This is a genomic window from Leptolyngbya sp. AN10 (genome assembly GCF_050565645.1).
GTDB lineage: Bacteria > Cyanobacteriota > Cyanobacteriia > Leptolyngbyales > Leptolyngbyaceae > Leptolyngbya.
In genome coordinates this window covers 1-21,974 of record NZ_JBNXVP010000028.1, presented here as the reverse complement: position 1 = coordinate 21,974, position 21,974 = coordinate 1, and the positions used below count along the sequence as shown (strand labels likewise).

At 46.9% G+C, this 21,974-nt stretch carries 29 protein-coding genes; 17 read left to right on the top strand and 12 right to left on the bottom strand.

Going from position 1 to position 21,974, the window contains the following annotated elements; translation table 11 throughout:
• The first annotated feature begins 67 nt into the window (after window positions 1-67).
• Window positions 68-784, top strand: coding sequence for a response regulator transcription factor (locus ACQ4M5_RS29380; RefSeq protein WP_430679336.1), 717 nt, complete (start codon window positions 68-70; stop codon window positions 782-784).
• On the opposite strand, the gene ACQ4M5_RS29375 is transcribed toward ACQ4M5_RS29380, so the two are convergent.
• Window positions 747-1,592, bottom strand: a complete 846-nt coding sequence (locus tag ACQ4M5_RS29375; protein ID WP_430679335.1) for a sensor histidine kinase — start codon at window positions 1,590-1,592, stop codon at window positions 747-749. The genes ACQ4M5_RS29380 and ACQ4M5_RS29375 overlap by 38 nt on opposite strands.
• 373 nt (window positions 1,593-1,965) lie before the next feature.
• Between ACQ4M5_RS29375 and ACQ4M5_RS29370 the strand changes: the two genes are divergently transcribed.
• Entirely contained in the window at window positions 1,966-2,661 is a 696-nt protein-coding gene (locus ACQ4M5_RS29370; RefSeq protein ID WP_430679334.1) for a PHP domain-containing protein, read from the top strand.
• On the opposite strand, the gene ACQ4M5_RS29365 is transcribed toward ACQ4M5_RS29370, so the two are convergent.
• Window positions 2,647-3,249, bottom strand: coding sequence for a YdeI/OmpD-associated family protein (locus ACQ4M5_RS29365; protein WP_430679333.1), 603 nt, complete (start codon window positions 3,247-3,249; stop codon window positions 2,647-2,649). The genes ACQ4M5_RS29370 and ACQ4M5_RS29365 overlap by 15 nt on opposite strands.
• Window positions 3,250-3,611: 362 nt before the next feature.
• On the opposite strand from ACQ4M5_RS29365, the gene ntcA reads away from it, so the two are divergent.
• The 4 genes from ntcA (at window position 3,612) to ACQ4M5_RS29345 (ending at window position 8,825) form a co-directional block, all read left to right on the top strand.
• The gene (gene ntcA / locus ACQ4M5_RS29360; protein WP_430679332.1) at window positions 3,612-4,250 is read left to right on the top strand and encodes a global nitrogen regulator NtcA; all 639 of its coding nucleotides are present in this window, start codon (window positions 3,612-3,614) and stop codon (window positions 4,248-4,250) included.
• A 117-nt stretch (window positions 4,251-4,367) separates the two neighbouring features.
• Window positions 4,368-5,783, top strand: a complete 1,416-nt coding sequence (locus tag ACQ4M5_RS29355) for a DUF3084 domain-containing protein (protein ID WP_430679331.1) — start codon at window positions 4,368-4,370, stop codon at window positions 5,781-5,783.
• Window positions 5,784-5,807: 24 nt separating this feature from the next.
• Complete coding sequence (locus tag ACQ4M5_RS29350; protein ID WP_430679330.1) at window positions 5,808-6,221, top strand: pre-16S rRNA-processing nuclease YqgF; 414 nt, start codon at window positions 5,808-5,810, stop codon at window positions 6,219-6,221.
• A gap of 75 nt (window positions 6,222-6,296) precedes the next feature.
• Window positions 6,297-8,825 (top strand): sigma 54-interacting transcriptional regulator, encoded by a 2,529-nt coding sequence (locus ACQ4M5_RS29345; RefSeq protein WP_430679328.1) that lies wholly within the window; start codon window positions 6,297-6,299, stop codon window positions 8,823-8,825.
• A 20-nt stretch (window positions 8,826-8,845) separates the two neighbouring features.
• Here the strand turns inward: ACQ4M5_RS29345 and ACQ4M5_RS29340 are convergent, their stop codons facing one another.
• Window positions 8,846-9,256, bottom strand: coding sequence for a hypothetical protein (locus ACQ4M5_RS29340; protein WP_430679327.1), 411 nt, complete (start codon window positions 9,254-9,256; stop codon window positions 8,846-8,848).
• Between the two features lie 540 nt (window positions 9,257-9,796).
• Between ACQ4M5_RS29340 and ACQ4M5_RS29335 the strand changes: the two genes are divergently transcribed.
• Window positions 9,797-10,030 (top strand): DUF433 domain-containing protein, encoded by a 234-nt coding sequence (locus ACQ4M5_RS29335; protein ID WP_430679326.1) that lies wholly within the window; start codon window positions 9,797-9,799, stop codon window positions 10,028-10,030.
• Window positions 10,027-10,368, top strand: a complete 342-nt coding sequence (locus tag ACQ4M5_RS29330; protein WP_430679325.1) for a DUF5615 family PIN-like protein — start codon at window positions 10,027-10,029, stop codon at window positions 10,366-10,368. The genes ACQ4M5_RS29335 and ACQ4M5_RS29330 overlap by 4 nt, the downstream gene beginning before the upstream one ends.
• Here ACQ4M5_RS29330 and ACQ4M5_RS29325 read toward each other — a convergent pair.
• The 5 genes from ACQ4M5_RS29325 to ACQ4M5_RS29305 form a co-directional block, all read right to left on the bottom strand.
• A complete protein-coding gene (locus tag ACQ4M5_RS29325) occupies window positions 10,352-10,588 on the bottom strand; it encodes a DUF433 domain-containing protein (protein WP_430679324.1) in 237 nt (78 codons plus the stop codon). The two genes, ACQ4M5_RS29330 and ACQ4M5_RS29325, sit on opposite strands and share 17 nt — an antisense overlap.
• Window positions 10,589-10,654: 66 nt before the next feature.
• Window positions 10,655-11,206, bottom strand: coding sequence for a type II toxin-antitoxin system VapC family toxin (locus tag ACQ4M5_RS29320; RefSeq protein ID WP_430679323.1), 552 nt, complete (start codon window positions 11,204-11,206; stop codon window positions 10,655-10,657).
• 10 nt (window positions 11,207-11,216) lie between these two features.
• Window positions 11,217-11,663, bottom strand: coding sequence for a type II toxin-antitoxin system VapC family toxin (locus tag ACQ4M5_RS29315; protein WP_430679322.1), 447 nt, complete (start codon window positions 11,661-11,663; stop codon window positions 11,217-11,219).
• Between the two features lie 92 nt (window positions 11,664-11,755).
• Window positions 11,756-11,920 (bottom strand): type II toxin-antitoxin system HicB family antitoxin, encoded by a 165-nt coding sequence (locus ACQ4M5_RS29310; RefSeq protein WP_430679321.1) that lies wholly within the window; start codon window positions 11,918-11,920, stop codon window positions 11,756-11,758.
• 122 nt (window positions 11,921-12,042) lie between these two features.
• Window positions 12,043-13,239, bottom strand: coding sequence for a hypothetical protein (locus tag ACQ4M5_RS29305; protein WP_430679320.1), 1,197 nt, complete (start codon window positions 13,237-13,239; stop codon window positions 12,043-12,045).
• Window positions 13,240-13,573: 334 nt separating this feature from the next.
• Between ACQ4M5_RS29305 and ACQ4M5_RS29300 the strand changes: the two genes are divergently transcribed.
• The 8 genes from ACQ4M5_RS29300 (at window position 13,574) to ACQ4M5_RS29265 (ending at window position 19,624) form a co-directional block, all read left to right on the top strand.
• The gene (locus tag ACQ4M5_RS29300; RefSeq protein WP_430679319.1) at window positions 13,574-13,984 is read left to right on the top strand and encodes an ATP synthase subunit I; all 411 of its coding nucleotides are present in this window, start codon (window positions 13,574-13,576) and stop codon (window positions 13,982-13,984) included.
• A 60-nt stretch (window positions 13,985-14,044) separates the two neighbouring features.
• Window positions 14,045-14,797: a F0F1 ATP synthase subunit A gene (atpB, locus tag ACQ4M5_RS29295; RefSeq protein WP_430679318.1), complete on the top strand. Its 753-nt coding sequence runs from the start codon at window positions 14,045-14,047 to the stop codon at window positions 14,795-14,797.
• Between the two features lie 42 nt (window positions 14,798-14,839).
• Complete coding sequence (gene atpE / locus ACQ4M5_RS29290) at window positions 14,840-15,085, top strand: ATP synthase F0 subunit C (RefSeq protein WP_017289641.1); 246 nt, start codon at window positions 14,840-14,842, stop codon at window positions 15,083-15,085.
• Window positions 15,086-15,156: 71 nt separating this feature from the next.
• On the top strand, window positions 15,157-15,579 hold the full coding sequence (locus ACQ4M5_RS29285) for a F0F1 ATP synthase subunit B' (RefSeq protein WP_430679317.1): 423 nt from the start codon (window positions 15,157-15,159) through the stop codon (window positions 15,577-15,579).
• Window positions 15,580-15,668: 89 nt separating this feature from the next.
• A complete protein-coding gene (locus ACQ4M5_RS29280; RefSeq protein WP_430679315.1) occupies window positions 15,669-16,214 on the top strand; it encodes a F0F1 ATP synthase subunit B in 546 nt (181 codons plus the stop codon).
• Complete coding sequence (atpH, locus tag ACQ4M5_RS29275; protein ID WP_430679314.1) at window positions 16,215-16,772, top strand: ATP synthase F1 subunit delta; 558 nt, start codon at window positions 16,215-16,217, stop codon at window positions 16,770-16,772.
• Window positions 16,773-16,818: 46 nt separating this feature from the next.
• The gene (gene atpA, locus ACQ4M5_RS29270) at window positions 16,819-18,336 is read left to right on the top strand and encodes a F0F1 ATP synthase subunit alpha (protein ID WP_430679313.1); all 1,518 of its coding nucleotides are present in this window, start codon (window positions 16,819-16,821) and stop codon (window positions 18,334-18,336) included.
• A gap of 337 nt (window positions 18,337-18,673) precedes the next feature.
• Window positions 18,674-19,624, top strand: coding sequence for a F0F1 ATP synthase subunit gamma (locus ACQ4M5_RS29265; protein WP_430679312.1), 951 nt, complete (start codon window positions 18,674-18,676; stop codon window positions 19,622-19,624).
• A 73-nt stretch (window positions 19,625-19,697) separates the two neighbouring features.
• On the opposite strand, the gene ACQ4M5_RS29260 is transcribed toward ACQ4M5_RS29265, so the two are convergent.
• A complete protein-coding gene (locus ACQ4M5_RS29260) occupies window positions 19,698-20,153 on the bottom strand; it encodes a hypothetical protein (RefSeq protein ID WP_430679311.1) in 456 nt (151 codons plus the stop codon).
• A 135-nt stretch (window positions 20,154-20,288) separates the two neighbouring features.
• On the opposite strand from ACQ4M5_RS29260, the gene ACQ4M5_RS29255 reads away from it, so the two are divergent.
• Entirely contained in the window at window positions 20,289-20,513 is a 225-nt protein-coding gene (locus tag ACQ4M5_RS29255) for a hypothetical protein (protein ID WP_430679310.1), read from the top strand.
• Window positions 20,514-20,552: 39 nt separating this feature from the next.
• On the opposite strand, the gene ACQ4M5_RS29250 is transcribed toward ACQ4M5_RS29255, so the two are convergent.
• The 3 genes from ACQ4M5_RS29250 to ACQ4M5_RS29240 all read right to left on the bottom strand — a co-directional run.
• Window positions 20,553-21,365 carry an ISL3 family transposase gene (locus ACQ4M5_RS29250; RefSeq protein WP_430679309.1) on the bottom strand — a complete coding sequence of 271 codons (813 nt, stop codon included), beginning with the start codon at window positions 21,363-21,365 and terminating at the stop codon, window positions 20,553-20,555.
• Window positions 21,310-21,768: a transposase family protein gene (locus tag ACQ4M5_RS29245; RefSeq protein ID WP_430679308.1), complete on the bottom strand. Its 459-nt coding sequence runs from the start codon at window positions 21,766-21,768 to the stop codon at window positions 21,310-21,312. Before ACQ4M5_RS29245 ends, ACQ4M5_RS29250 begins: the two co-directional genes overlap by 56 nt.
• Window positions 21,769-21,794: 26 nt before the next feature.
• Window positions 21,795-21,974 (bottom strand): hypothetical protein (locus ACQ4M5_RS29240; protein ID WP_430679307.1); only part of this gene is annotated, 180 nt, incomplete at its 5' end.

The following is a 21,974-nucleotide window of genomic DNA, read 5'->3' as shown; positions in this document are numbered from 1 at the left end:
CACAACTCCCCAACAACGAAGCGCACACTCGAACTTACATCCAATCAATCTGTCAGAGGATCGAATTATGCCGGAGCAACTCCTATTAGTCGATGATGAACCTGGACTCCGGGAAGCGGTACAAGCTTATCTCGAAGACAGCGGTTATACAGTCCATACCGCCACCAATGGGCGCGAAGGCTGGGAAGCATTACAGCGAATTCAACCCGATTTGGTGATCACCGATGTGATGATGCCCCAGGCAAACGGCTATGAATTCCTCAAGCAACTTCGGGATGATGCCCGTTTCAAAACCTTGCCTGTGATTTTCTTAACCGCACGAGGCATGAAAAGCGATCGTATTCAAGGGTACGATGCGGGCTGTGATGCGTACTTGCCAAAACCCTTTGACCCCGATGAACTCGTTGCGATCGTCACTCGCTTACTCAGACAACGCGCAGACATCAAAGCCACCAGCACCGATGACAATGTAAATTTGGCAGATCTTTCTCGCCAAATTGCGGCAATTCAAGCTGAACTGAAAGGACGAGGCGCGATCGTTCAAACGCCCGCCCCGATGAAGCTCGATTTCACTCCTAGAGAACAGAGCGTTTTAGATCTCGTGGTTGATGGCTTGATGAACAAAGAAATTGCTCGTCGGCTTGAAACCAGTGTCCGCAACGTGGAAAAGTACGTCAGTCGCCTCTTCAGCAAAACCGGAACCAATAGCCGGACAGAATTGGTTCGATTTGCGCTCGAACATGGACTCACGACTCCGAATCAGCAGCGTCAAACTGGATCGTAATCGCAGTTCTGGAAGTTCGATCGACGCTCAAAGTTGCGTCCAATTGCTGCACAAGGGAATTGATAATCTGAAATCCCAAAGTTTGCGGCGTGTTCAGGTCAAAATTCGCAGGAAGCCGATTTCCGGTGTCACTTACCGTCAGTGTGACCTGCGAATTTTCAACCCGCAACAAGACCGCGATTTCGCCCTCTCGATTCACCAGTCCATGCCGCAACGCATTCGAGATCAACTCATTCAGAATCAATCCCACTGGAACCACTCGATTCGCAGATAGTTCAATCTCGCCACTGATTGCCGTTCTGAGCGTGATTTGATTAGGTTCGATCGCATAAGTTTGCACCAGCATCGGAACCAAACTCTGCACATACTCACCTAAGCGAATCGAATTCTGATTGCCTAACTGCGACAATCGATCGTGAACCAGTGCGATCGAACTAATTCGACTCTGATTGCTGCGTAACAGGGCTTGAACGTCTGTATCCTGCACCCTCATCACCTGCAAATCGAGCAAACTCGTCACCACCTGCAAATTATTTTTAATCCGGTGATGAATCTCACGCAGAAGAATCTCTTTTTCGCGCACCGAGGCTCGTAACTGCTCGATCGTCGAACTTGATTCCGCCTGCTGAATCACGGTTCGTGCCGTCTGCAAAACCTCGATCGCGGACTGTAACTCTTGCTGAATCTCAACTTGGACTGGGGAACTCACGGTAGACTGAGCCAAAAGGCGATCGCGAATTGAAGCCAGACGCTGCCGAATTGCTTCTACCTGTTGGGCGAACCCGCCATTATTCGTACTAGAAATCATGTTTTCAGGAACTCAACCAAAATCAGCCGATATGCCGCTGCGAGGACGATTGAGAGGGGCGACATCAATTCGTCCCGCAGAGTGCTCCAAGGAATGCACTGCATAAAATTGCAACTCACAACAGGAACACGACTACGGGCGGGAACTCACTTGAATCAATGCAACTAAAATGCAACTAGGGGGGATTGGCTATATACCCTATCATCGAATGCGGTGCCGCACAAATCGCAGATGTGCCACTTTTGCTCATGTGACTAATGAATGACATCAGGTATACTCAATACCCTGAGTGTTTAATACTGAAACGATTTTTTAAGCAGTGCATTACATTAGATGTAGTCCCGTGACATGGCAGTGACGTTTGAGGCGATTTATGACTGCTCATCTTGCTTCGAGTTCGACAATGACCCCCCAAGCCGCGCAGGATGCGGTAGCGCTACGACAGGTTTTTGCATCGCTGACGGCTAAAAGTTGCCCGCTCACCTACAATTTCCACATGCACACGACGCATTCGGATGGGCAGCTACACCCTGAAGCGTTAGCACAACAAGCGATCGATCTTTCGCTCAAAGGATTCGCGATTACGGATCACCATCAGATCAGCGGATACCAAATGGCACAGCGCTATATGGAGACGCAATCAGGGACAGAGTTGCCGCAGTTGTGGACGGGAACCGAGATTACGTCTCGCTTGCTCGAAACTGAGGTACATATTCTCGGATTTGCGTTTGATCCAAATCATGCGGCGATCGCGTCTTATCTCCAAGGTTCTGCGCCTCAAGGCGATCGCGCTCAAGCAGCACGAGTGATCAGTGCGATTCAGCAAGCAGGCGGGATTGCGGTGTTGGCACATCCAGCGCGATATCGTCGATCGGTGGATGAGTTGATTCCAGCAGCGGCAATGGTGGGAATTGATGGGGTGGAAGCGTTTTACGCCTACAACAATCCAAAGCCGTGGATGCCGAGTCCAAAAGAGACGGCACGGGTGACAGAGTTGCAGGCTACGTTTGGATTGCTCAGTTCTTGTGGAACCGATACGCATGGGATGAACTTGCTACAGCGGCTTTGAAGATGCCTGATCGAGCGGTGATCGCTTTTCAACCGCAGCCATCACCGTTTTTTCGATTCGATTCTGTCGAGTTTCAGAACGTTTGGCACTCTCGATCCAATAGAGAATTACTTTCTTGGTCGAGTTGCTGAACGTCTGAAAATTTTGTTGTGCGATCGCGTTCTTTTCCAATGCGTCAATCAAATCGGGCGGCATGATCAAAGCCTCGATCGCATCCAAAGAAGTCCAAGATCCGTCGAGTTTTGCCGCTTCAATTTTTCTGATCCCCGCCTCGGTCATTAATCCTTCGGCAATTAACTCCTCAATGTATTGCTTGTTGAGTTTCGACCAAACGCTTTTCGGTTTTCGGGGCGTAAAAATCTGCATATAGCGATCGTCATCCAACGATTTCGCTTTGCTATCAATCCACCCAAAACAGAGTGCTTCTTTCACCGCTTCACTGTATCGAATACTTGGCTTTCCGCTTTTTACTTTGTAGTAGATTAGCCAAATTCCGATCGCGGTTTCATAATTTTGTTTGAGCCAATTTCGCCAAGCGACTCTGTCGATCGCTTCGGTTTTGTCTAGCTGATCTTCAAACTTCGGCATCGCTAAATGGCTAAAAGGTGATTCTCTTTATTCAAATCATTAACATTTCCTTAACACTTCCCTCTGAATCCTGGTTGCTTTCACGCTATGATGTGTGGAAATTATTGAGAATCTTTAAAACAAGATCCCAATAGTACTGAAAAAAACCGGTCTAAACTTAGAAATTTTACAGAGATTTTCAGAATCAAAGCGAAAATGTAGCGCAGCGTACAAAAACCATTTGATGAGTCAGTTTTAGTGGTCTAAAGTCATCGATTGTTCACAAAGTGCACATCGCGTTACTGACTCGGTAAACTGCTCCAGTTTCACTCGATACGACAAGGAAAGAAATGGTAGTGACCAAGGATAGACCGCTCGCAACAATGTTTCGTCAGATCGGAGGAGGCGCGTATCCTCCCGTTATTGAGACGTTTGAACGCGGCAAAACAATCTTTTTTCCGGGTGATCCAGCCGAACGAGTCTATTTCCTGGTTAAAGGAGCCGTCAAGCTCTCACGAGTGTATGAAGCAGGGGAAGAAATCACCGTTGCGCTGTTAAGAGAAAATAGTGTATTCGGCGTGTTATCACTGATTACCGGACAACGCGCCGATCGCTTTTATCACGCAGTCGCATTTACGCCAGTCGAATTGCTTTCAGTGCCGATCGAACAAGTCGAAAAAGCACTCAAAGAAAATCCGGAACTCTCGATGTTGATGCTGAAAGGCTTATCGTCGCGGATTCTCCAAACCGAGATGATGATCGAAACCCTGGCGCATCGAGATATGGGATCGCGCTTGGTAAGTTTTCTATTGATTCTCTGTCGCGACTTCGGAGTGCCTTCGCAAGAGGGGATCATGATCGATCTGAAGCTGTCGCATCAAGCGATCGCAGAAGCGATTGGATCAACTCGCGTCACTGTGACTCGCTTACTCGGTGATTTGCGTCAGGACAAAATGATCTCGATTCACAAGAAAAAAATCACCGTTCACAATCCTGTAACGCTGAGTCAACAATTCACTTAATTCGCTTAGAATTCTTTCCTGAAAGACGCGCCCGAAGTTTAGAGCGAACAGGCATAATGAAAGGCGAGTCTGGAATTGTCTTAGACCGTCTGGGGCTAGGGTTGTCTTGGGAGTGATATGTCCGATGTCGGGCTGATTTTAATTTTGGTGGTGTTGGTGTTGGGAGGAGCGATCGCGACAATTGGCGATCGTTTGGGGACTCGCGTGGGAAAAGCCCGCCTGAGTCTGTTCAATCTCCGTCCTAAGCAAACCGCTGTCGTGGTGACAATTTTGACCGGAACGCTGATCTCAGCTTCAACGCTTGGCATATTGTTGCTGGCAAGTAAGACGTTTCGTGAAATGTTACTGAACTTCGGGCGGATTCAGACAGAACTGCGCGATCGAGGACGCGACCTTGAAAAAGTGTCCGCTGATTTGAAAGCGACCGATGCTCAGAAGGCGCAAGTCGAAAAGCAATTGGCAGAAGCGCGATCGGAACGTGCTCAAGTCGAAGAGCAATTAAAACGAATTAACGCGAATTTGCAAACCTCGATCAATCGACAACGAGAAACGAATGCTCAACTCCGAACGACAGAAGCGCAGCGAGATGCGACTCGCCAACAATTGGTTGCGGTGTCTGAACAAGCGTTAACGTTACGAACAGGGATCGAGCAACTGCAAGCCGAGCAGCAAAAATTAATCGAGCAGCGTGATCAGGTGAAGGCTCAAATTGCGGAGCGAGATGAAGAAATTGCCGAACGCACGAGCGTGATCGAACAGCGCGATCGAGAAATTAGCGAACGCGATCGGGTCATTGCTCAACGCGGTACAGAGTTGGAAAAATTAGAATCTCAGCTTAAAGAACTAGCCTCTCAACAAGCAGCACTAACTGAAACACTCGGACGATTTGAACGAGATGTTAAGCTGATTCGGAGCGGCGATCTCGCGCTTTATCGAACTCAAGTCTTGTCTTCGGGTGTTGTGCGAGTCGTGGAACCGAGAGGTGCAAGAGTCGCAGTTGATCAATTATTGCAATATGCGAATCAGTCCGCGATTCAAGCGCTTCAACTTGGACGCAATGACCAATTGGTGCAAATTCCAACAGCGGAAGTGGAATCTTTAATCAGCCAGATTAGTGACGGTCAGGATTACCTGGTGCGTGTACAAGCTCGTGCGAATTATGTGAAAGGCGAAAATCGAGGCGTGTCCGTGTACATGAGTGCGGTTCCGAATCGAATTGTGTTTCTGGCGGGAGATACGATCGCGGCTCAAACGATCGATCCGTCTAAACTGTCGGCACAAGATTTTCAGAAATCGATTCAGGATCTCTTCGCAGCATCTAATTCTCGTGCGCGTGTGGCGGGTGTGCTGAATGACAATATCGAAATCGAGAAACTGTTGACTCTTGGATCATTCATTGAGCAGTTACGCCGTTTTCCGACTCCGGTTGAACTTAGAGCAGTCGCATCACAAAACACTTACACGTCAGGACCACTCAAAATAGAATTAGTGGCAGTGCAGAACGGGCAAATCGTATTGAGAGCATCGAGTTAATCTTCTTGAGGGTAGAGGCGTATCATGGCGGAACAGCCCGTGATTTTGGGATTCGATCCAGGGCGGCAAAAATGTGGTCTAGCTGTCATGGGAGTCGATCGACGAGTCTATTATCACGAGGTGATTAGTGCAGATGCCGCGATCGCTTCGATTCAATCTTTGCGCGATCGCTTTCCAGTTTCGCTCTTAGTGATGGGTGATCAGACTTCATCAAAGGAATGGAAACGAAGATTAGAAGAGGAATTGACGGATTTGCGAGTGGTCACAGTCGATGAGCGTAATAGTTCGTTAGAGGCACGCGATCGATTCTGGATCATGTATCCACCCAAAGGATTGAGCAAACTGATTCCTGAAGGAATGCGAACACCACCGAGACCGATCGATGATATTGTGGCGATTTTGTTAATCGAACGCTACTTAGAACGTTTGGTGAGTTAAGTTTCTCTATCAATTCGTCTCGATCGAAACAATCCTAGTTCTACGATAGAGTTCGCGAACTCAGTCGAGGCGAGTATGGACGTTTTAGAGCGGGTGGAATGGTTGCGGAAATGGACAGCGTTTTCGAGCTTGTCTCTGGAAGCCTTAACCGCGATCGCGCATCAAATCCAGGAGCAATCGATCCAAGAGAATCGACGAATCGGACTGGAAGACATTCAGCCTGAAGCGCTCTACATTCTCTACGATGGGCACTTAGAGAGCTACCGCACGAGTAAAACGACTGTAGCAAAAGTTACGAGTTTGATTCCCGGTGCAATCGTGTATCTCAAGGAATTATTGCTCGATCGAGTGGCAGAAGAAACCACAATCACGCTGAATGATTGTGTGATCTGGGCAATTCCAAGAACTGAATTTTTAGCGATCGCTCAACAGTTCCCAGAGATTGCTCAAAGTGTGTCCCAACAGCTTGCACTCCAATTAGAACAGGTTGCTTCTGAACTTGCTTATGAGCGCGATCGACAGATTGCATTGCGTTCGTATCTTGTCCCAAAAGTAAAACGTGGAATTGTAGGAACCAGCCGATACGCGGTTCGATTGCGCCAAGACATTAAGAAAGCTTCGAGCGATCGCGGTTCTGTTCTGATTTTTGGAGAGCCTGGATTAGAGAAAGACAATACTGGAGCATTGATTCACTTTGGATCACGCGATCGCAAAGAACCTTTGATCAAAGTGAATTGCAATACCTTACAGCCTGTGGAATTGTTTGGACGATCGGATAAGCCCGGATTGCTGGATTGGATGGGTCGCGGAACATTGATGCTAAACAATCTCGAAGACATTTCCCCAGAGTTTGAAGAGAAGCTAGTTCAACTGTTAAAGACCGGGAAGTTTACGCCGATCGCACGAGCAGGAGAACAAGCGCCAGAACCTCGATCGTATGAAGCTCGAATTCTCATGACTTCTGAAAAGGTTCTACCCAGACTAGAAAAATGTAAGCTCATTGCTCATGTGATCAAAGTGCCACCGTTGCGAGTGAGAAAATCGGACATTGCAATTCAAGCAGAATACTATCTCAGTTTGATTTCTCGATCGCGTGGAATTGCTAAACCGAAGATTACTCCCGAAGCAATGCGAAGACTTCAGGGCTATGACTTTCCAGGCAATCATGTAGAACTAGAAAGCTTACTCGGACGAGCAATTCAACAAGCAGAATGCTCAGAACTGACTGAAGAGGTTTTTTGGTCAACTGGCGATAAAAACCGTCGATTTCGCCTCAATTTGCTCAATGCTTATCCAAAGTTGCGACAGTTCCTCAGAAGTCCTTGGTGGACCGATCGACTGAACTATGGTTTTACGTTAGGTGTGTTTGCAGTCGTGGTTACTGTCTTAATGGTTGCACCTCAGAGCCGCGATCGTAACTTTGCGCTCAATTTCTTTTGGGCTTGGTGGTGGATGTTCATTCTAATCTCATTCCCTTTTGTGGGGCGGCTTTGGTGTGCAGTCTGTCCATTCATGATTTACGGTGAGCTTGCACAAAAAATTTCACTCTGGCTCTATCCTCGTAAGCTACAACCTTGGGCAAGACAATCAGCCGAAAAGTGGGGCGGATGGTTCCTCTTCGGTATGTTCACGCTGATTTTGCTATGGGAAGAACTTTGGAATTTAGAAAATACAGCTTACCTATCCGGTTGTTTATTGTTGTTAATTACTGCTGGAGCCGTCGTTTTTTCTGTGCTATTTGAGCGACGATTTTGGTGTCGATATCTTTGTCCGATCGGTGGCATGAATGGTTTATTTGCTAAATTGTCGATGATTGAACTTCGGGCACAGCAAGGAATCTGTTCAGCATCTTGTACAACGTATCAATGCTACAAAGGCGGACCACAAAAAGGGGAAGGAATGGAAACGGGTGGCTGTCCAGTCTATTCGCATCCTGCACAGCTTCAGGACAATCGTGACTGTGTGTTATGTATGACCTGTCTCAAAGCTTGCCCACATCGATCGGTCGAACTGAATCTGCGTCCTCCCGGAATTGAACTTTGGACAACGCACAATCCGAGCTATCCCGAAGTTTGCTTAATGTTTTTATTGTTTGGAGCCGTGTTTTTGCATCGACTTCCAGAGATTGAACAAGTGTTGGGGATTAATCTGCATCTCGATCGCTTTCTTGATCACACGATCGTATCAATCCTCGCATTGTTATTTCCTGGAGTTGTTGCAGTGTTCTTTCATCAAATTCTGCGATTGTTCAATTCTCGATCGCGCTCTTTTCTCGAACTTGCCTACGGCTATCTTCCACTCGTTCTCGGTGTAAGTCTCGCTCATTATTTGCATCTAGGACTGACCGAAGCGGGACGAATCTTACCTGTCACAGTAGCAACCTTCGGAGGCAGTTCGGAACTGATGGCAGCTTTACCGATCGCAGTGGCTCATCCCGCTGTGATTGAATTTCTCCAAGCTTGCACCATTATTGTTACCTTCTGGCTCAGTGTATTTCTGACACAAAAAATTGCCCGTCAACCAATTCGCAACGTAATGCCGCAACATCTAGCACTGGTAATTCTCGGATCAGTTCTATGGGCATTGATCATTACTTCCAAATGATACCTGGTGCTAGTTCTTCTCTACTTTCTCGCAGCAATTCCTCCAAGTAAAGCACTCGGAATGGTTAAAACCAATGATGCTGCAATGAACCAGAAAGGATACTCTTTAGGAACATACAACGATCCTAGAACGAATGCGATCGCGCCAACGATTCCAGAATGGGTCAGTGCTAATCGGTTCGCAATCCGCGCTGCTACAAAACTTCCCAAGAACGTGAACCCAAGACCGACAATCAGGCTCAGAATCAGAAAACCAGGACTCAGAACCGCTTGATTCAGCAACGATTCAAAATCGGTTTGCGATCGCGACTGAGTAGCGAGTCCGATACCCAGTATGAATCCAAGCGTCATTCCGACTACAAGAGTGCCAACAATATCCACAACGAGACCGATCAAAATTGCCTTGATGCTGATCTTAGAGAACTGATTCATGTTGCTGTCCTACATTCATGCTACAGAGTCTTACAAAGAGGGTAAGCATTACACTTCCGTAGCGCCCCGGAATTCAGCATTTGTTCGATTCAGATTGTGTATATTTTATGTAGAAATACGGGAAATTAAATCAATGATCAGATAACTCATCTAGTTCTGCAATTGAAACACTGAGCCAAGTTAATTAAACGATCGCTTTCCTAAATTGAACGATAAGACAAGTCAATTGAATCACAATCAACTCAGATTAAACTCACACTCACCTGAGTTAAACACTCATTCAATTGAGGAAACCGATCGGTTAATAAGGGAAACCAGCCGTTTCATCAAGGAAAGCGATCGCTCAATTAAGGAATTTGACTGCTCTCCTAAATTGAACACTTGCTCAAGTCGATGTAGCGATCGCTTTCCTCAATGGAACACTAATTTTATTGATTCTTGTCGAAACGTCGATCGAGCAACTTCCAATTCATCAGAAGCGTTGCCCCGATGACAAGTCGATCGGTAGAATTGAAGCAGACGAAAATATTCTGGAGCCTCATGAATTCAAGCGCTGCTTTACTGAGCCGTATCACTCAAACACCTGGGCAGTGTGGCGGTCGCCCCTGCATTCGAGGAATGAGAATTCGAGTCGTTGACATTCTAGAGATGCTGGCTGAAAACGTGAGCGTCGATGAAATTCTAGAAGACTTTCCTGACTTAGAACTTGCAGATATTCAAGCTTGTTTACTATTTGCGGCACGTCGGACTGATTTTCCCAGACTGACCGCATGAAGATTTGGGTTGATGCTCAACTGCCTCCAACTTTAGCGAATTGGCTGACCGCAACTTTTGGCGTAGAGGCTTCTGCTCTGCGCGACTTATCGCTTCGAGATGCCCAAGATATCGAAATCTTTGAAGCTGCACGATCGCAGAATGCTGTAATTCTGACAAAAGACAGCGATTTTATTGATTTGGTCTGTCGCTTGGGAACACCACCCCAAATCTTATGGCTAACTTGCGGGAATGTGACCAACCGCAATCTAAGACAATTACTATCCGCGACTTTGCTTGATGCTTTAGAACGGTTGCGGCAAGGCGAAACGATTGTAGAAATTAGCAATGCTTCCTAAGCCCTGCCCGAACTTGTAAACAAGCTGCGACCCTTGCGGTATCTGTGAAGCAGCACGCTTGTTCTCGACTAACACTTGGAAAATGATCGAGAAAGACCTCTAGTGAATCTCCTGCCTCCAAATAATCTAAAAGCGTCTTCACTGGCACACGAGTCCCAACAAAAACGGGGGTTCCGCCTAAGATATCGGGGTCGCTATGAACGATACAAGATGAAACCATAATAATTACAGCCAAAGGATTGCAAGCTTTATTCGTAATTGTATTGTGATGAGAACTCGATCGCTGCTACAGAATTGTCAATGCAATATCCGTATCACAGAACTTGATAGGCGCTCCACTCTTGTTTACAATCGCACCATCTAGTTTAAGAACATCTTCATCCACAGAAATCAAAACTTCTGCATCGAACTCGATCGCACTAGCAACATGAAGCGCATCAGCCGCTCGTACTCCTCTTACATATAATTCCACGTTGTTTAGCTGTGCCTCTACTGTTGTAGCTGTCAGATCAAGCACTCCAAGGCTAAAGAAGCGAACTGCTGTAATCGTTTGCGGAACGATAGATCGGGCTGCAAGCACTCGAATCGTACTCGCATTTGCCATTCCTGTCGCAACCGATGTAAGTTGTCTAAATAAAGCCTCTTCAACTTCGTAATAAGTCAAACTTGATGTTGCTCCTGTATGTGAAGAGGCAATCTTTTTAAGCACATTTTCTGCATCTTCAAACAATTTTCCTGGAGTACGACCTCGACGAACAGCAGATCTCAAACTTGATCCAGCGATCGCCTGTGAGCTGAGGTAATCAATAAAAACACCTGTATCGATGTAAACCTTCACCTGGCAACCTCTAAACCTTGGCTGTGAGTTGGGAGATTAGCTGTTCAGGTGTAACAACTTCTGGTTTGCCAGTTGACAATGAGGCAAGTGTTTTCTTTAATGCCTGGTCATAGGTCACAAGGTAGTCGCAGTCTGAAGCACTGCTTAAAATTAAAACATCATTTGAATGAGCAATGCGATTGCGAAGATCTGCTGCCTGTTTAAGATACTCCTCTGCTTTCTCAAGGTTTAAAGGTAGTAGCGTTACCTCTTGCTGAATCTCATCAAGTGCTTCGGGACGATCGCGAGTTTCCGAGAGCAGAAAGAGTTCTTGAAGTACAACAGGATTTATAGCAAGATGAACCTTATCGATAATGTCATGAGAGAATAGACGCGAACTTGGTGACTCGCCACGTAAGTACGAAACCACCACATTTGTATCGAGAAAGACAAGAGGCTTGCCGTTAGATGTTTGCACTGTTGCTGCGTCTCTTGATAAGGTATTTCTTCCAATTCTAAGTAATAAAGCGCAAGATAGCCAAACCTGCGCCCCGATCGAGCAACTTCCAATCAGTTGCGAGAGAACTCCTTTAAATAAAGTCGTGTTGCTTCCTTCAAACCCGCGATCGCTTGTTCAATCGTCTCGCCCTGATCCACAGTGCCCACTTCTGGACACTCAGCGATGTACATCTCGTCTTCTTTGTAAACAATCACTGTAAAGGCACAGCTTTTCATCGGTCTTTGTTTCTACGATCGCTTTTTCCCAAGATAACATCGACTCGATCGAGCAACTTCTAATCAATCAAGAGCATTGAACACCGAGAATTCTTCTGCTGAGTAGTAAATTAATACTTCAGTTAACCAGCAAATTTAGTCCGAATAAAAGCACTTTTTCGGTCTATCACAGTCTCAAGCCGAGTCATCAAGTAATAATCAAAATGATTAAAGCTGCTGCTACAACCAATCAGAGTTCGGAGTTCTTGTAAATCAAGGATATGTATCATTGAATTGCTTTCTAATGCTGTCTTCATCAAGCATATTGTGATTTCATCCCAATTTATGAAAGGAAACATTTCGGAGATGACCACAACACCATGTGGAACAATCTCCCGATTGAAATTTAGTTCAACTCCGGACTTAGTGACTATTTTCTGACCGCTCCTAACTGTCTTGATCGCACCGCGTAATTGTCTAAGCGCCTTTTCAATTTGGCTCTCTATGTTTTTTGCCCTGCGTTCGGTACTTCTTTCTAGAGAAGTATTGAGAACTGAGGAAACTTTAGTTTCAAAAAGAAAAATACCTTGATTAGTAAAACAAAAGATGTCAGTAAGTTCGCGAATCTTTCCGTTATCACTTAGAACCTGTGGCGACCTATATATCTGATCAATAAACAGACTTTCTAGCAACTGCCATGTAGATTGTTCAAGCCCTCCACCTTCGTCCTCACTAAGAGCATTAAACATCTGTATTTTGTCATTAACACCGTAAACGTAAACGTCTATAGTGTTGAAGCTGGCTGACGTAAGTTCTACTTGCTCAGAATTTAGTAGAGCAGCTTGGGCAACACTATTTGGAACTAAACTGCTTTGAAGATTATCCAGAGCAGACTGTACATCTTTCGTAGAGACTCCAGCATAAAAAGACTCAAATGATAATATCAACTGAGAAACTCTATCTACTGCGTTGCCCCAGGAAGTTTCTGCCCATGCAACATTTCGGATAAGTTCATCATAGAGAAATAATGGAGTAGATCTCCGATTCAGAATTTCGGGTAATGCACTGTGTTCAGCTTGATTAATATGAGATCCAAACACCATGAATGGTGCATCTTTGCCATCGTAAATCTGAACACAGCTTGTAAGAATGGGAGGATACGCTGACTGATCAACAGTAAAGGACACTTTTACTGTGCATCCCGCCATGATCGCTTTTAGTACATTTGTGGGCGCTTTCAGCAATATTGCGTGTGAATCAGTGCCAACAGAACGAACAAACCAAATGCCTGCCGATTCATGAAATATCTCTCTGTAAATTTCTTCAGAAGGAATGTGCATAACTGGTTTTTAGTAGAATCAAGCAGTCAGGATCGTTTAGGGAAATTCTGTTGCTAAGGTAATGAGCGTACGCCCAGTTAAATAATTAAGTCTAATCGTACTGCACCTTAAATCTACTGACCTACACAGCACACTCTGGTCACTTTTGATCACCGATCGATTAGAGATCCTTTTATTGTGAATCAATAAAATCCCCCTGCCAAAAGTCATTAAGTATTATTACCTCCACATGATATGATGACACCTGGTTCAGCATTGTCGGGATCGCTCGGATATCCAACGACTTCGATCGCTATCATGGCAATGTAGACCTAACTTTGGAGCCGCGCCTGCTATGGAAGAAACGATCCAAACTGGTACAGAAAAACCAGAACCGAGTGCATCAATGGACGACTATTATCGACTCCAAAACGAGTTGCTAATTACGACCATCATTCTCACCGGGTTGATCTTCTTTCCCGTCTGGTATTTCTATTCGCTGAACACTGCTCTGAATTATTTAATTGGAGCGTGTACAGGTGTGGTTTACTTAAAGTTATTGGCACGAAACGTAGAGCGCCTGGGTACCGAGAAACAACAGATCAGCAAAACACATTTAGCCGTCTTTGCCGGGGTGATCATCGTCGCCACACAAGCAAAACAGCTTCATGTCCTTCCTGTTTTTCTGGGATTTCTCACGTACAAAGGAACCCTACTCGTGTATACCCTGCGGACTCTATTCACGCCTGATCAAACTCAGAGTTAAAAAATAGAAATTCGCAAAAAATATTGCTCCTTGAATCTGGGAAAAGCCGCCTGAACTGAAATGCTAAATTTCCTCGACGCTCCCAACGTTTTACCGATCGCCAACCTAGAGGTGGGTCATCATCTCTATTGGCAAATTGGCAATCTAAAGATTCATGGGCAGGTTTTTATCGTCTCCTGGATTGTAATCGGGCTGTTAGTTGGCGCTTCGGTGCTGGCAACCCGCAACCCGCAACGCATTCCAAAAGGCGTTCAGAACCTGATGGAGTACGCGCTGGAGTATGTGCGGGAGTTGACCAAGAACCAACTCGGTGAAAAAGAGTACCGTCCCTGGGTTCCCTTCGTTGGAACACTGTTTCTGTTCATCTTTGTCTCGAACTGGTCGGGCGCACTCGTCCCCTGGAAGCTAATCAAGCTCCCAGAAGGCGAACTCGCTGCCCCAACAAACGACATCAACACGACTGTCGCCCTAGCGCTCTTAGTATCGCTGGCATACTTCTACGCGGGCTTCAGTAAAAAAGGGTTGGGCTACTTCGCGAAGTACGTTCAGCCGACTCCGGTTCTCCTGCCCATTGCGATTCTAGAGGACTTCACCAAGCCGCTTTCCCTCAGCTTCCGACTTTTTGGTAACATCTTGGCGGATGAGTTGGTGGTCGGTGTATTGGTGCTTCTAGTGCCGCTGTTTGTGCCGCTGCCTGTGATGCTGCTGGGGTTATTCACCAGCGCAATTCAGGCACTCGTGTTTGCGACTCTCGCGGGTGCTTATATTCATGAAGCACTCGAAGGTCACGGCGAAGAAGAACACGCGCCGTAGATCCGATTTCTGTTCACCGTATTCAACTCAAAGGAAACAACTATGAACCCTACCGTTGCTGCTGCTTCTGTGATCGCTGCTGCTCTTGCGATCGGTCTTGCTGCAATTGGACCTGGTATCGGTCAAGGTAACGCTTCGGGAGAAGCTGTTGCAGGGATCGCTCGTCAGCCTGAAGCAGAAGGAAAAATCCGTGGTACGTTGCTTCTGACCCTCGCGTTCATGGAATCGCTGACCATCTACGGTCTTGTGATCGCGCTGGTTCTGCTGTTCGCGAACCCCTTCGCATAAGTATGAAGCTTTGAGATCTGGAGTGCATTCCGGATCTCACTTTCTTATTCATCTTCATCCTTCTCCTAATCATGTTTGATTTTGATGCAACGCTGCCAGTTATGGCGGTGCAATTTTTACTGTTGGTTGCAGTGCTGAACGCTGTGTTCTTTAAACCGTTGACGAAAGTGGTTGAAGACCGCAACGATTTCATCCGAGGCACTGAGGCAGATGCGAAAGAGCGATTGGCAAAGTCGGAAGCGTTAGCGAAACAGTATGAAACTGATCTCGCTGAATCGCGTCGGGCTTATCAAGCGACGATCGCCAAAGCTCAAGCCGAAGCGAACCAAATTGCAGCTCAGAAAATTGCAGCGGCACAACAAGAAGCACAACAACAGCGGGAACAAACTCAACGGGAGTTAGACCAGCAGAAACAAGAAGCTCTTTCAACCTTAGAGCAACAAGTGGAAGCATTAAGCCGTGAAATTCTAGATAAATTATTAGCTGGAGTTTAACGAGGCTGCTGGTTAATCAAGGCTCCCGATCGAGTATTTAATTCCCCGTCCAGTTTGGGATTAGTCACGCGCAGTTTTGGAAGAATGTCATGGAAATGTATTTGCGACTAGCCAGCGGAGTGAATCTCCTGGCTGAAGCAGAGGGGGGCGGTTTCGGATTCAACTTCGATATTCTCGAAACCAACCTGATTAACCTCAGCATCGTGATTGCGATCGTCGTTTATTTTGGACGTGGTTTCTTAGGGAAAGCGCTAACCGAACGCCGAACCGCGATCGAGACTGCGATTTCAGAAGCAGAAGCCCGTAAGAAGACTGCTGCCGGAAAACTCGCTGAACAACAGCAGAAACTCGCTCAGGCTCAACAAGAAGCCGCGAAGATTCGATCGGATGCGGAAACTGCCGCGAAGAAGTCGAGTGATGACATTCTCGCGAAAGCAGAACAAGACATCATTCGGATGCGTGAAACCGCAGCGGCAGATCTTTCATCCGAGCAAGAACGCATCATCAACGAACTGCGTCAGCGAGTGGCAGCAATGGCACTTCAACGCGCCGAAGGTGAATTGCCGGGACGCTTGAATGATGAATCTCAGCAGCGATTAGTCGATCGCAGTATTGCGTTATTGAGCGAGGGATAAATGGCAGACAATATTTTAAGGTCAGAAGTTTTAGATCCCTACGCTCAGGCGTTGATGTCTTTGGGAAAGTCGAATGATCTGACCGATCGTTTTGCTGAAGATGTCGGCAACATTCTCGATACGTTGAACGGTTCGCAAGAATTGAAGGACTTCATCGCGAATCCTTTGGCAAAAGGCGATCTCAAGCGAGAAGTTTTGTCTCAGGTGTTCGGTGAAGCAGTGCATCCGTTCACGCGGAATTTCATTATGTTGCTCATCGATCGTCGTCGCGTGATGTTTCTCGAAGGCATCTGTCAGCAGTATCAGAGACTTTACCGGAAGCTGAAGCAAGCCGTTTTAGCAGAAGTCACTTCGACGGTTGACCTGAACGACGATCAGAAGAATGCGATTCGCGAGAAAGTCATTGCGATGACGAATGCGAACTCTGTCGAAATCGAAACTAAGATCGATCCAGACTTGATCGGTGGTGTGATCATCAAAGTTGGTTCACAAGTGATTGATGCGAGTCTGCGCGGTCAGTTGCGGCGGATTACGCTACGTTTGACCAGTTCAAACTAAACCCCCTTTTTCCCTTTCATCTCTCATCCTTTAACAGAGGTTTCCAATGGCAGCAATCAGACCAGACGAAATTAGTAACATTATTCGCCAGCAGATCGAAACCTACGATCAAGGCGTGAAAGTGGCAAACGTAGGAACCGTGCTGCAAGTCGGCGACGGTATCGCCCGGATCTATGGCTTGGAAAAGTGCATGTCCGGTGAACTGGTGCAATTTGAAGATGGTTCCGTCGGTATGGCGTTGAACTTGGAAGAAGATAACGTCGGTGCAGTATTGATGTCCGACGGTCGCAGCATCCAAGAGGGAAGCTCTGTGACTTCCACCGGACGGATTGCTCAAATTCCCGTGGGCGATGCGATGATCGGTCGCGTCGTCGATGCTCTGGCACGTCCTCTAGACGGAAAAGGCGACATCAATACGACCGAATCTCGCCTAATCGAGTCGATGGCTCCAGGTATCATTGCGCGGAAGTCGGTTTGTGAGCCGATGCAAACGGGCATTACCGCGATCGATTCAATGATTCCGATCGGTCGGGGACAGCGTGAATTGATTATTGGCGATCGTCAAACCGGAAAGACTTCGGTTGCAGTAGACACGATTCTGAACCAAGCAGGTGAAGATGTGATCTGTGTGTATGTTGCGATCGGACAAAAAGCTTCGACCGTGGCGAACATTGTTCAAGTGCTGCAAGATCGGGGCGCGATGGAATATACGATCGTTGTTGCTGCAAACGCAAACGATCCCGCAACCCTGCAATATTTCGCACCCTACACGGGTGCAGCTTTGGCTGAGTACTTCATGTACAAAGGCAAAGCAACCTTGGTGATCTACGATGACTTGTCGAAGCAAGCTCAAGCTTACCGTCAAATGTCGCTCTTGCTGCGTCGTCCGCCGGGACGTGAAGCATATCCGGGAGATGTGTTCTACGTTCACTCTCGCTTGCTCGAACGTGCTGCAAAACTCAGTGATGAATTGGGCGGCGGTAGCATGACTGCATTGCCAATCATCGAAACTCAAGCAGGCGACGTTTCGGCGTACATTCCGACCAACGTAATCTCGATTACCGATGGTCAAATCTTCTTGTCGTCTGACTTGTTCAACGCAGGTCTACGTCCGGCTGTGAACGCAGGTATTTCGGTATCGCGTGTGGGTTCAGCAGCACAAACCAAAGCAATGAAGAAAGTTGCGGGTAAGGTGAAGCTTGAGCTTGCCCAGTTCGCTGAATTGGAAGCATTTGCACAGTTCGCATCTGACTTGGATAAGTCCACCCAAAACCAACTGGCGCGGGGTGTGCGTCTGCGTGAGATTCTCAAACAGCCGCAATATTCACCGCTGTCTGTTGCAGAACAAGTTGCTGTGATTTACTCCGGCATTAACGGCTACTTGGATGATATTCCGGTTGATAAGATCACGACGTTTGTGAAGAGCTTGCGTGACTATCTGAAGACGGGTAAGCCGAAGTATGTCGAAATCGTTCAAGGTCAGAAAGTATTGAGCGATGAAGCTGAAGGTCTGCTGAAAGAAGCGATCAACGAGACGAAGCAAACCATGATGGCTGCTGCTTAGTTAGAAGTGCGATCGAGTTTGTTGCTCGGTTTGGGACAGAATTGGAAATCGATCGTTCATTGTTCAATTCTGTTTCAGATTTAGAGTTGGTCGTTCATCGTCCAAACCCGCCCCGGATTGAAAATCGGGGCTAACAGTACGAAGTCCCTGAAGGGACTGTTAGATTAAAACTTCTTAGTCCCCTTTAGTGGACTTTGTACTGTTAGCCCGGAATTCTATTCACGGGCGGGTGAGCAACAAAGCGAAAAGCCTTTTATTACTCTCTGAAACAGCTTCGGATTTTGGATTTTAGATTGATCCAGAATCCAAAATCTAAACTCTAAAATCGTTTCAAACTATGGCAAACCTAAAATTTATTCGCGATCGTATTCAGTCGGTCAAGAACACCAAAAAGATTACCGAAGCGATGCGGCTCGTGGCAGCAGCAAAAGTGCGTCGGGCACAAGAACAAGTCACTGCAACTCGTCCGTTTGCCGATCGCCTAGCGCAAGTGCTATACGGCTTACAAGCGCGATTGAGATTTGAAGAAGCAGACTTACCGTTGCTGAGAAAGCGCGAAGTCAATACCGTTGGATTGCTCGTGATTTCGGGCGATCGCGGATTGTGCGGCGGCTATAATGCCAACGTGATTCGTCGGGCGGAAATTCGCGCTAAAGAACTCCAAGCAGAAGGCATCGACTACAAAATGGTTGTGGTTGGGCGGAAGGCGGCACAGTATTTTCAGCGTCGGGATTATCCGATCGTGGAAAGCTATGCAGGCTTAGAGCAAATTCCGACCGCAGCAGAAGCGGCACAAATCGCGGATGTGGTGCTGTCGCAGTTTTTGTCGGATAGTGTCGATCGAGTCGAGCTAATCTACACCAAGTTCGTGTCGTTGATTGCGTCTCGTCCGGTAGTGCAAACACTGTTACCGCTCGATCCGCAAGGGTTAGAGGTTTCAGATGATGAAATCTTCCGCTTGACGACTCGCGGCGGACAGTTCCAAGTCGAGCGTGAGAAAGTAGCGGCTCCTGAAGCTCAAAGCTTCCCGCAAGATATGATCTTCGAGCAAGATCCGGTGCAAATTCTCGATGCGCTGTTGCCGTTGTATCTGAATAACCAATTGCTCAGAGCGCTGCAAGAGGCGGCGGCGAGTGAGTTGGCGGCTCGGATGACCGCAATGAATAACGCAAGTGATAACGCGAAGAATTTGATCGGTTCGCTTACGTTGTCCTATAACAAGGCACGTCAGGCGGCAATTACTCAAGAACTGCTGGAAGTGGTTGCGGGTGCAGATGCACTAACTTAAGATTGTTCTCGAAATTCTTTAGAGCGTCCAGGGAAACTTGGGCGCTCTTTTGTTGAATTGCTCAGAGTTCTCCCTAGAAAGTTTCTGGAAATGGGCGTTTACAGAGTATTTCAAGCAACCGAACTTGTTCAGTAGCGTTCATTCTTAAAATCATCGTAATGAGCAATTCTTCTACATCAGTAATAGATGCTCCTGAAGCTTTGAGTTCTTGCTGCAAAACAAGCATCTTACGAGTTACAAGTACATCGCTTGGAATGCCACTAAATGAGGTGCGCGATTGTTGTTGATTTCTAATTTGCTGTTTCTTCTTCCACGCCTTTTCTTCTTCCTGCCATTGTTTCTCTAAAACTTCTTCTACAAGGGAATTCCATCCGTACTTAAATCCTAATATTGAAGAGAGCGAATTCAATTCTTCATCGGAAAGCTTAAATTCTTGTTTGAGTTGCCCGTAAATCCACCCGTCCTTCCATCCTTCTACGGCTCTTTGCTTGATAAGCGATCGTAAGCGGTCTTTAACTTCTTGACGCATAGAATGAGTACAGATTAATCGTCGCTTACTAACGTTCCCACAATGAGTTTAGCGATCGCCTCGGCATAGATTGGGTGGAAACTCGATCGCAAAGCAAAAAGATAAAATCACCTTAGTAGCATGAGGATAGATTCGATGACCCCTCAACTTGAAAATGCGATCGCGATCGCTCAATCTCTCTCGATTGAAGAACAACGCGAATTACTCGATGTTCTCTCTGAGTTAGTGAACGAACCTGAAGAAGATGTCGAGCCAAGCGCTGATGAAATTGCAGCCAGTCTTCAAAGAGCGCTACACGAAGTCAAAACTGGACAAACTAAGCCCATTTCTCAACTCTGGGACAGTTTGGATGCAGAATGAATCGTCGATCGTGCAAGTCGAGTGGGTCTATCGCCTGAATTATGCGGAGGTAAAATCTAAGTGCCAGCAAATGAGACAGCGCAACTCAAAATTGGCAAAGTTTCTGAATCCATAGCCAGACCGCTTAATCAACTTGAGCTTGTTGTTAATGCCTTCCACCGCTCCACGGGTCGTATGATCCTCAAAATAGTTGGTCACTTCTTCAAACCAGCGATCAATTGTCGCCACACTCTCCTGGAAGGTCGTTTGTGCCTGAGCTAACCACTGAGCTAGGCGAGTCATGCCGTCTTCCCAATCGGTTGCGGTTTCAAAAATGTCTCGAAACTCCTCTTTTTGATGATGCAGGTGTGCCAGGGTCGGTGAGATGGATTTCACCTGCTCCAGTGTCGCTTTCTGCTTGTCGGTCAAGTTCGCTTCTGGCTTCAGCAGGGCATACTTGCTCGATTTCAACAGCTTTGCCATCTCGGTGCGCTCGGCTTCGTCCGCGTGGGCAGCAATGGCGCGAATTTCTTGATTGCGAAGGGTATTCAATTCCTTGTTAATCAACTGCATGACATGGAATCGGTCTGCCACAATTCGAGCATTTGGCATTTCCTTTTGTACTAAACCTCGATAGTTGCCGGACAGGTCAATGCTAACCTCGACGATTTGATGGAGGACTCCACTTCCCCACCCGTCTAGCACCTGTTTGATATCGACTTGCTTGCGCGAGGGAGCCATCTCAATCAACGCATTGCGATCTAAATCTACCAACACCACGGCAAAATCTTTCTGCCCCTTTCGTAAAGCAATTTCATCAATTCCCAGCCGCCGCAGCCCGCTCACGTCCACTCGCATTTTTTTTACTGACATACTGCACCATTGATGCCACTTGCTCATCGGTTAAGCCATGATTTACCCCAACATTGTGCATGTCGCTATGTCGCACTTGCTGAACAATCATTTCCGCAAAGCGGTCGGTATACTCCCGCCGTTTGCCCACAAACTCAAATGCCTCACTGAACGGCTTTCGACATTCAGCGCATTTGAACTGCCTTCGATTCAGTTTCAGAAACACCCGATGTTGGCTGAGGCTCAAATCTCGCACCCGATGCCGATGATTTTGATGCAACTGCGTACTTTCCTGTCCACATCGAGGACAAACGGCTCGTGTACTGTCTGCTCTTATCTCTAGAATCAGCGCGTCGTCTGTATTGTGGTAGTCTTCGACTTCCATGCCGGGGATATCTAGGAGTTGAGTCAGAAGCGGTTGCATAGATCGCAGGATAAGGGTCTCAACTTCTAGCATAACTCAGCCGATAGACCCTCCAATTCTGTAAACTGAGGGGCGGATGGCTCACTCCAACGCTGCGTCGGCTTCAATTGATACGCCAGTTCGTACTGCTGCTGCTCGAATTCACACCGGCGATAGTGCATCGGATTGCCTGGAATTAATTGAGAGATCGCCGCTCCGATCGATCT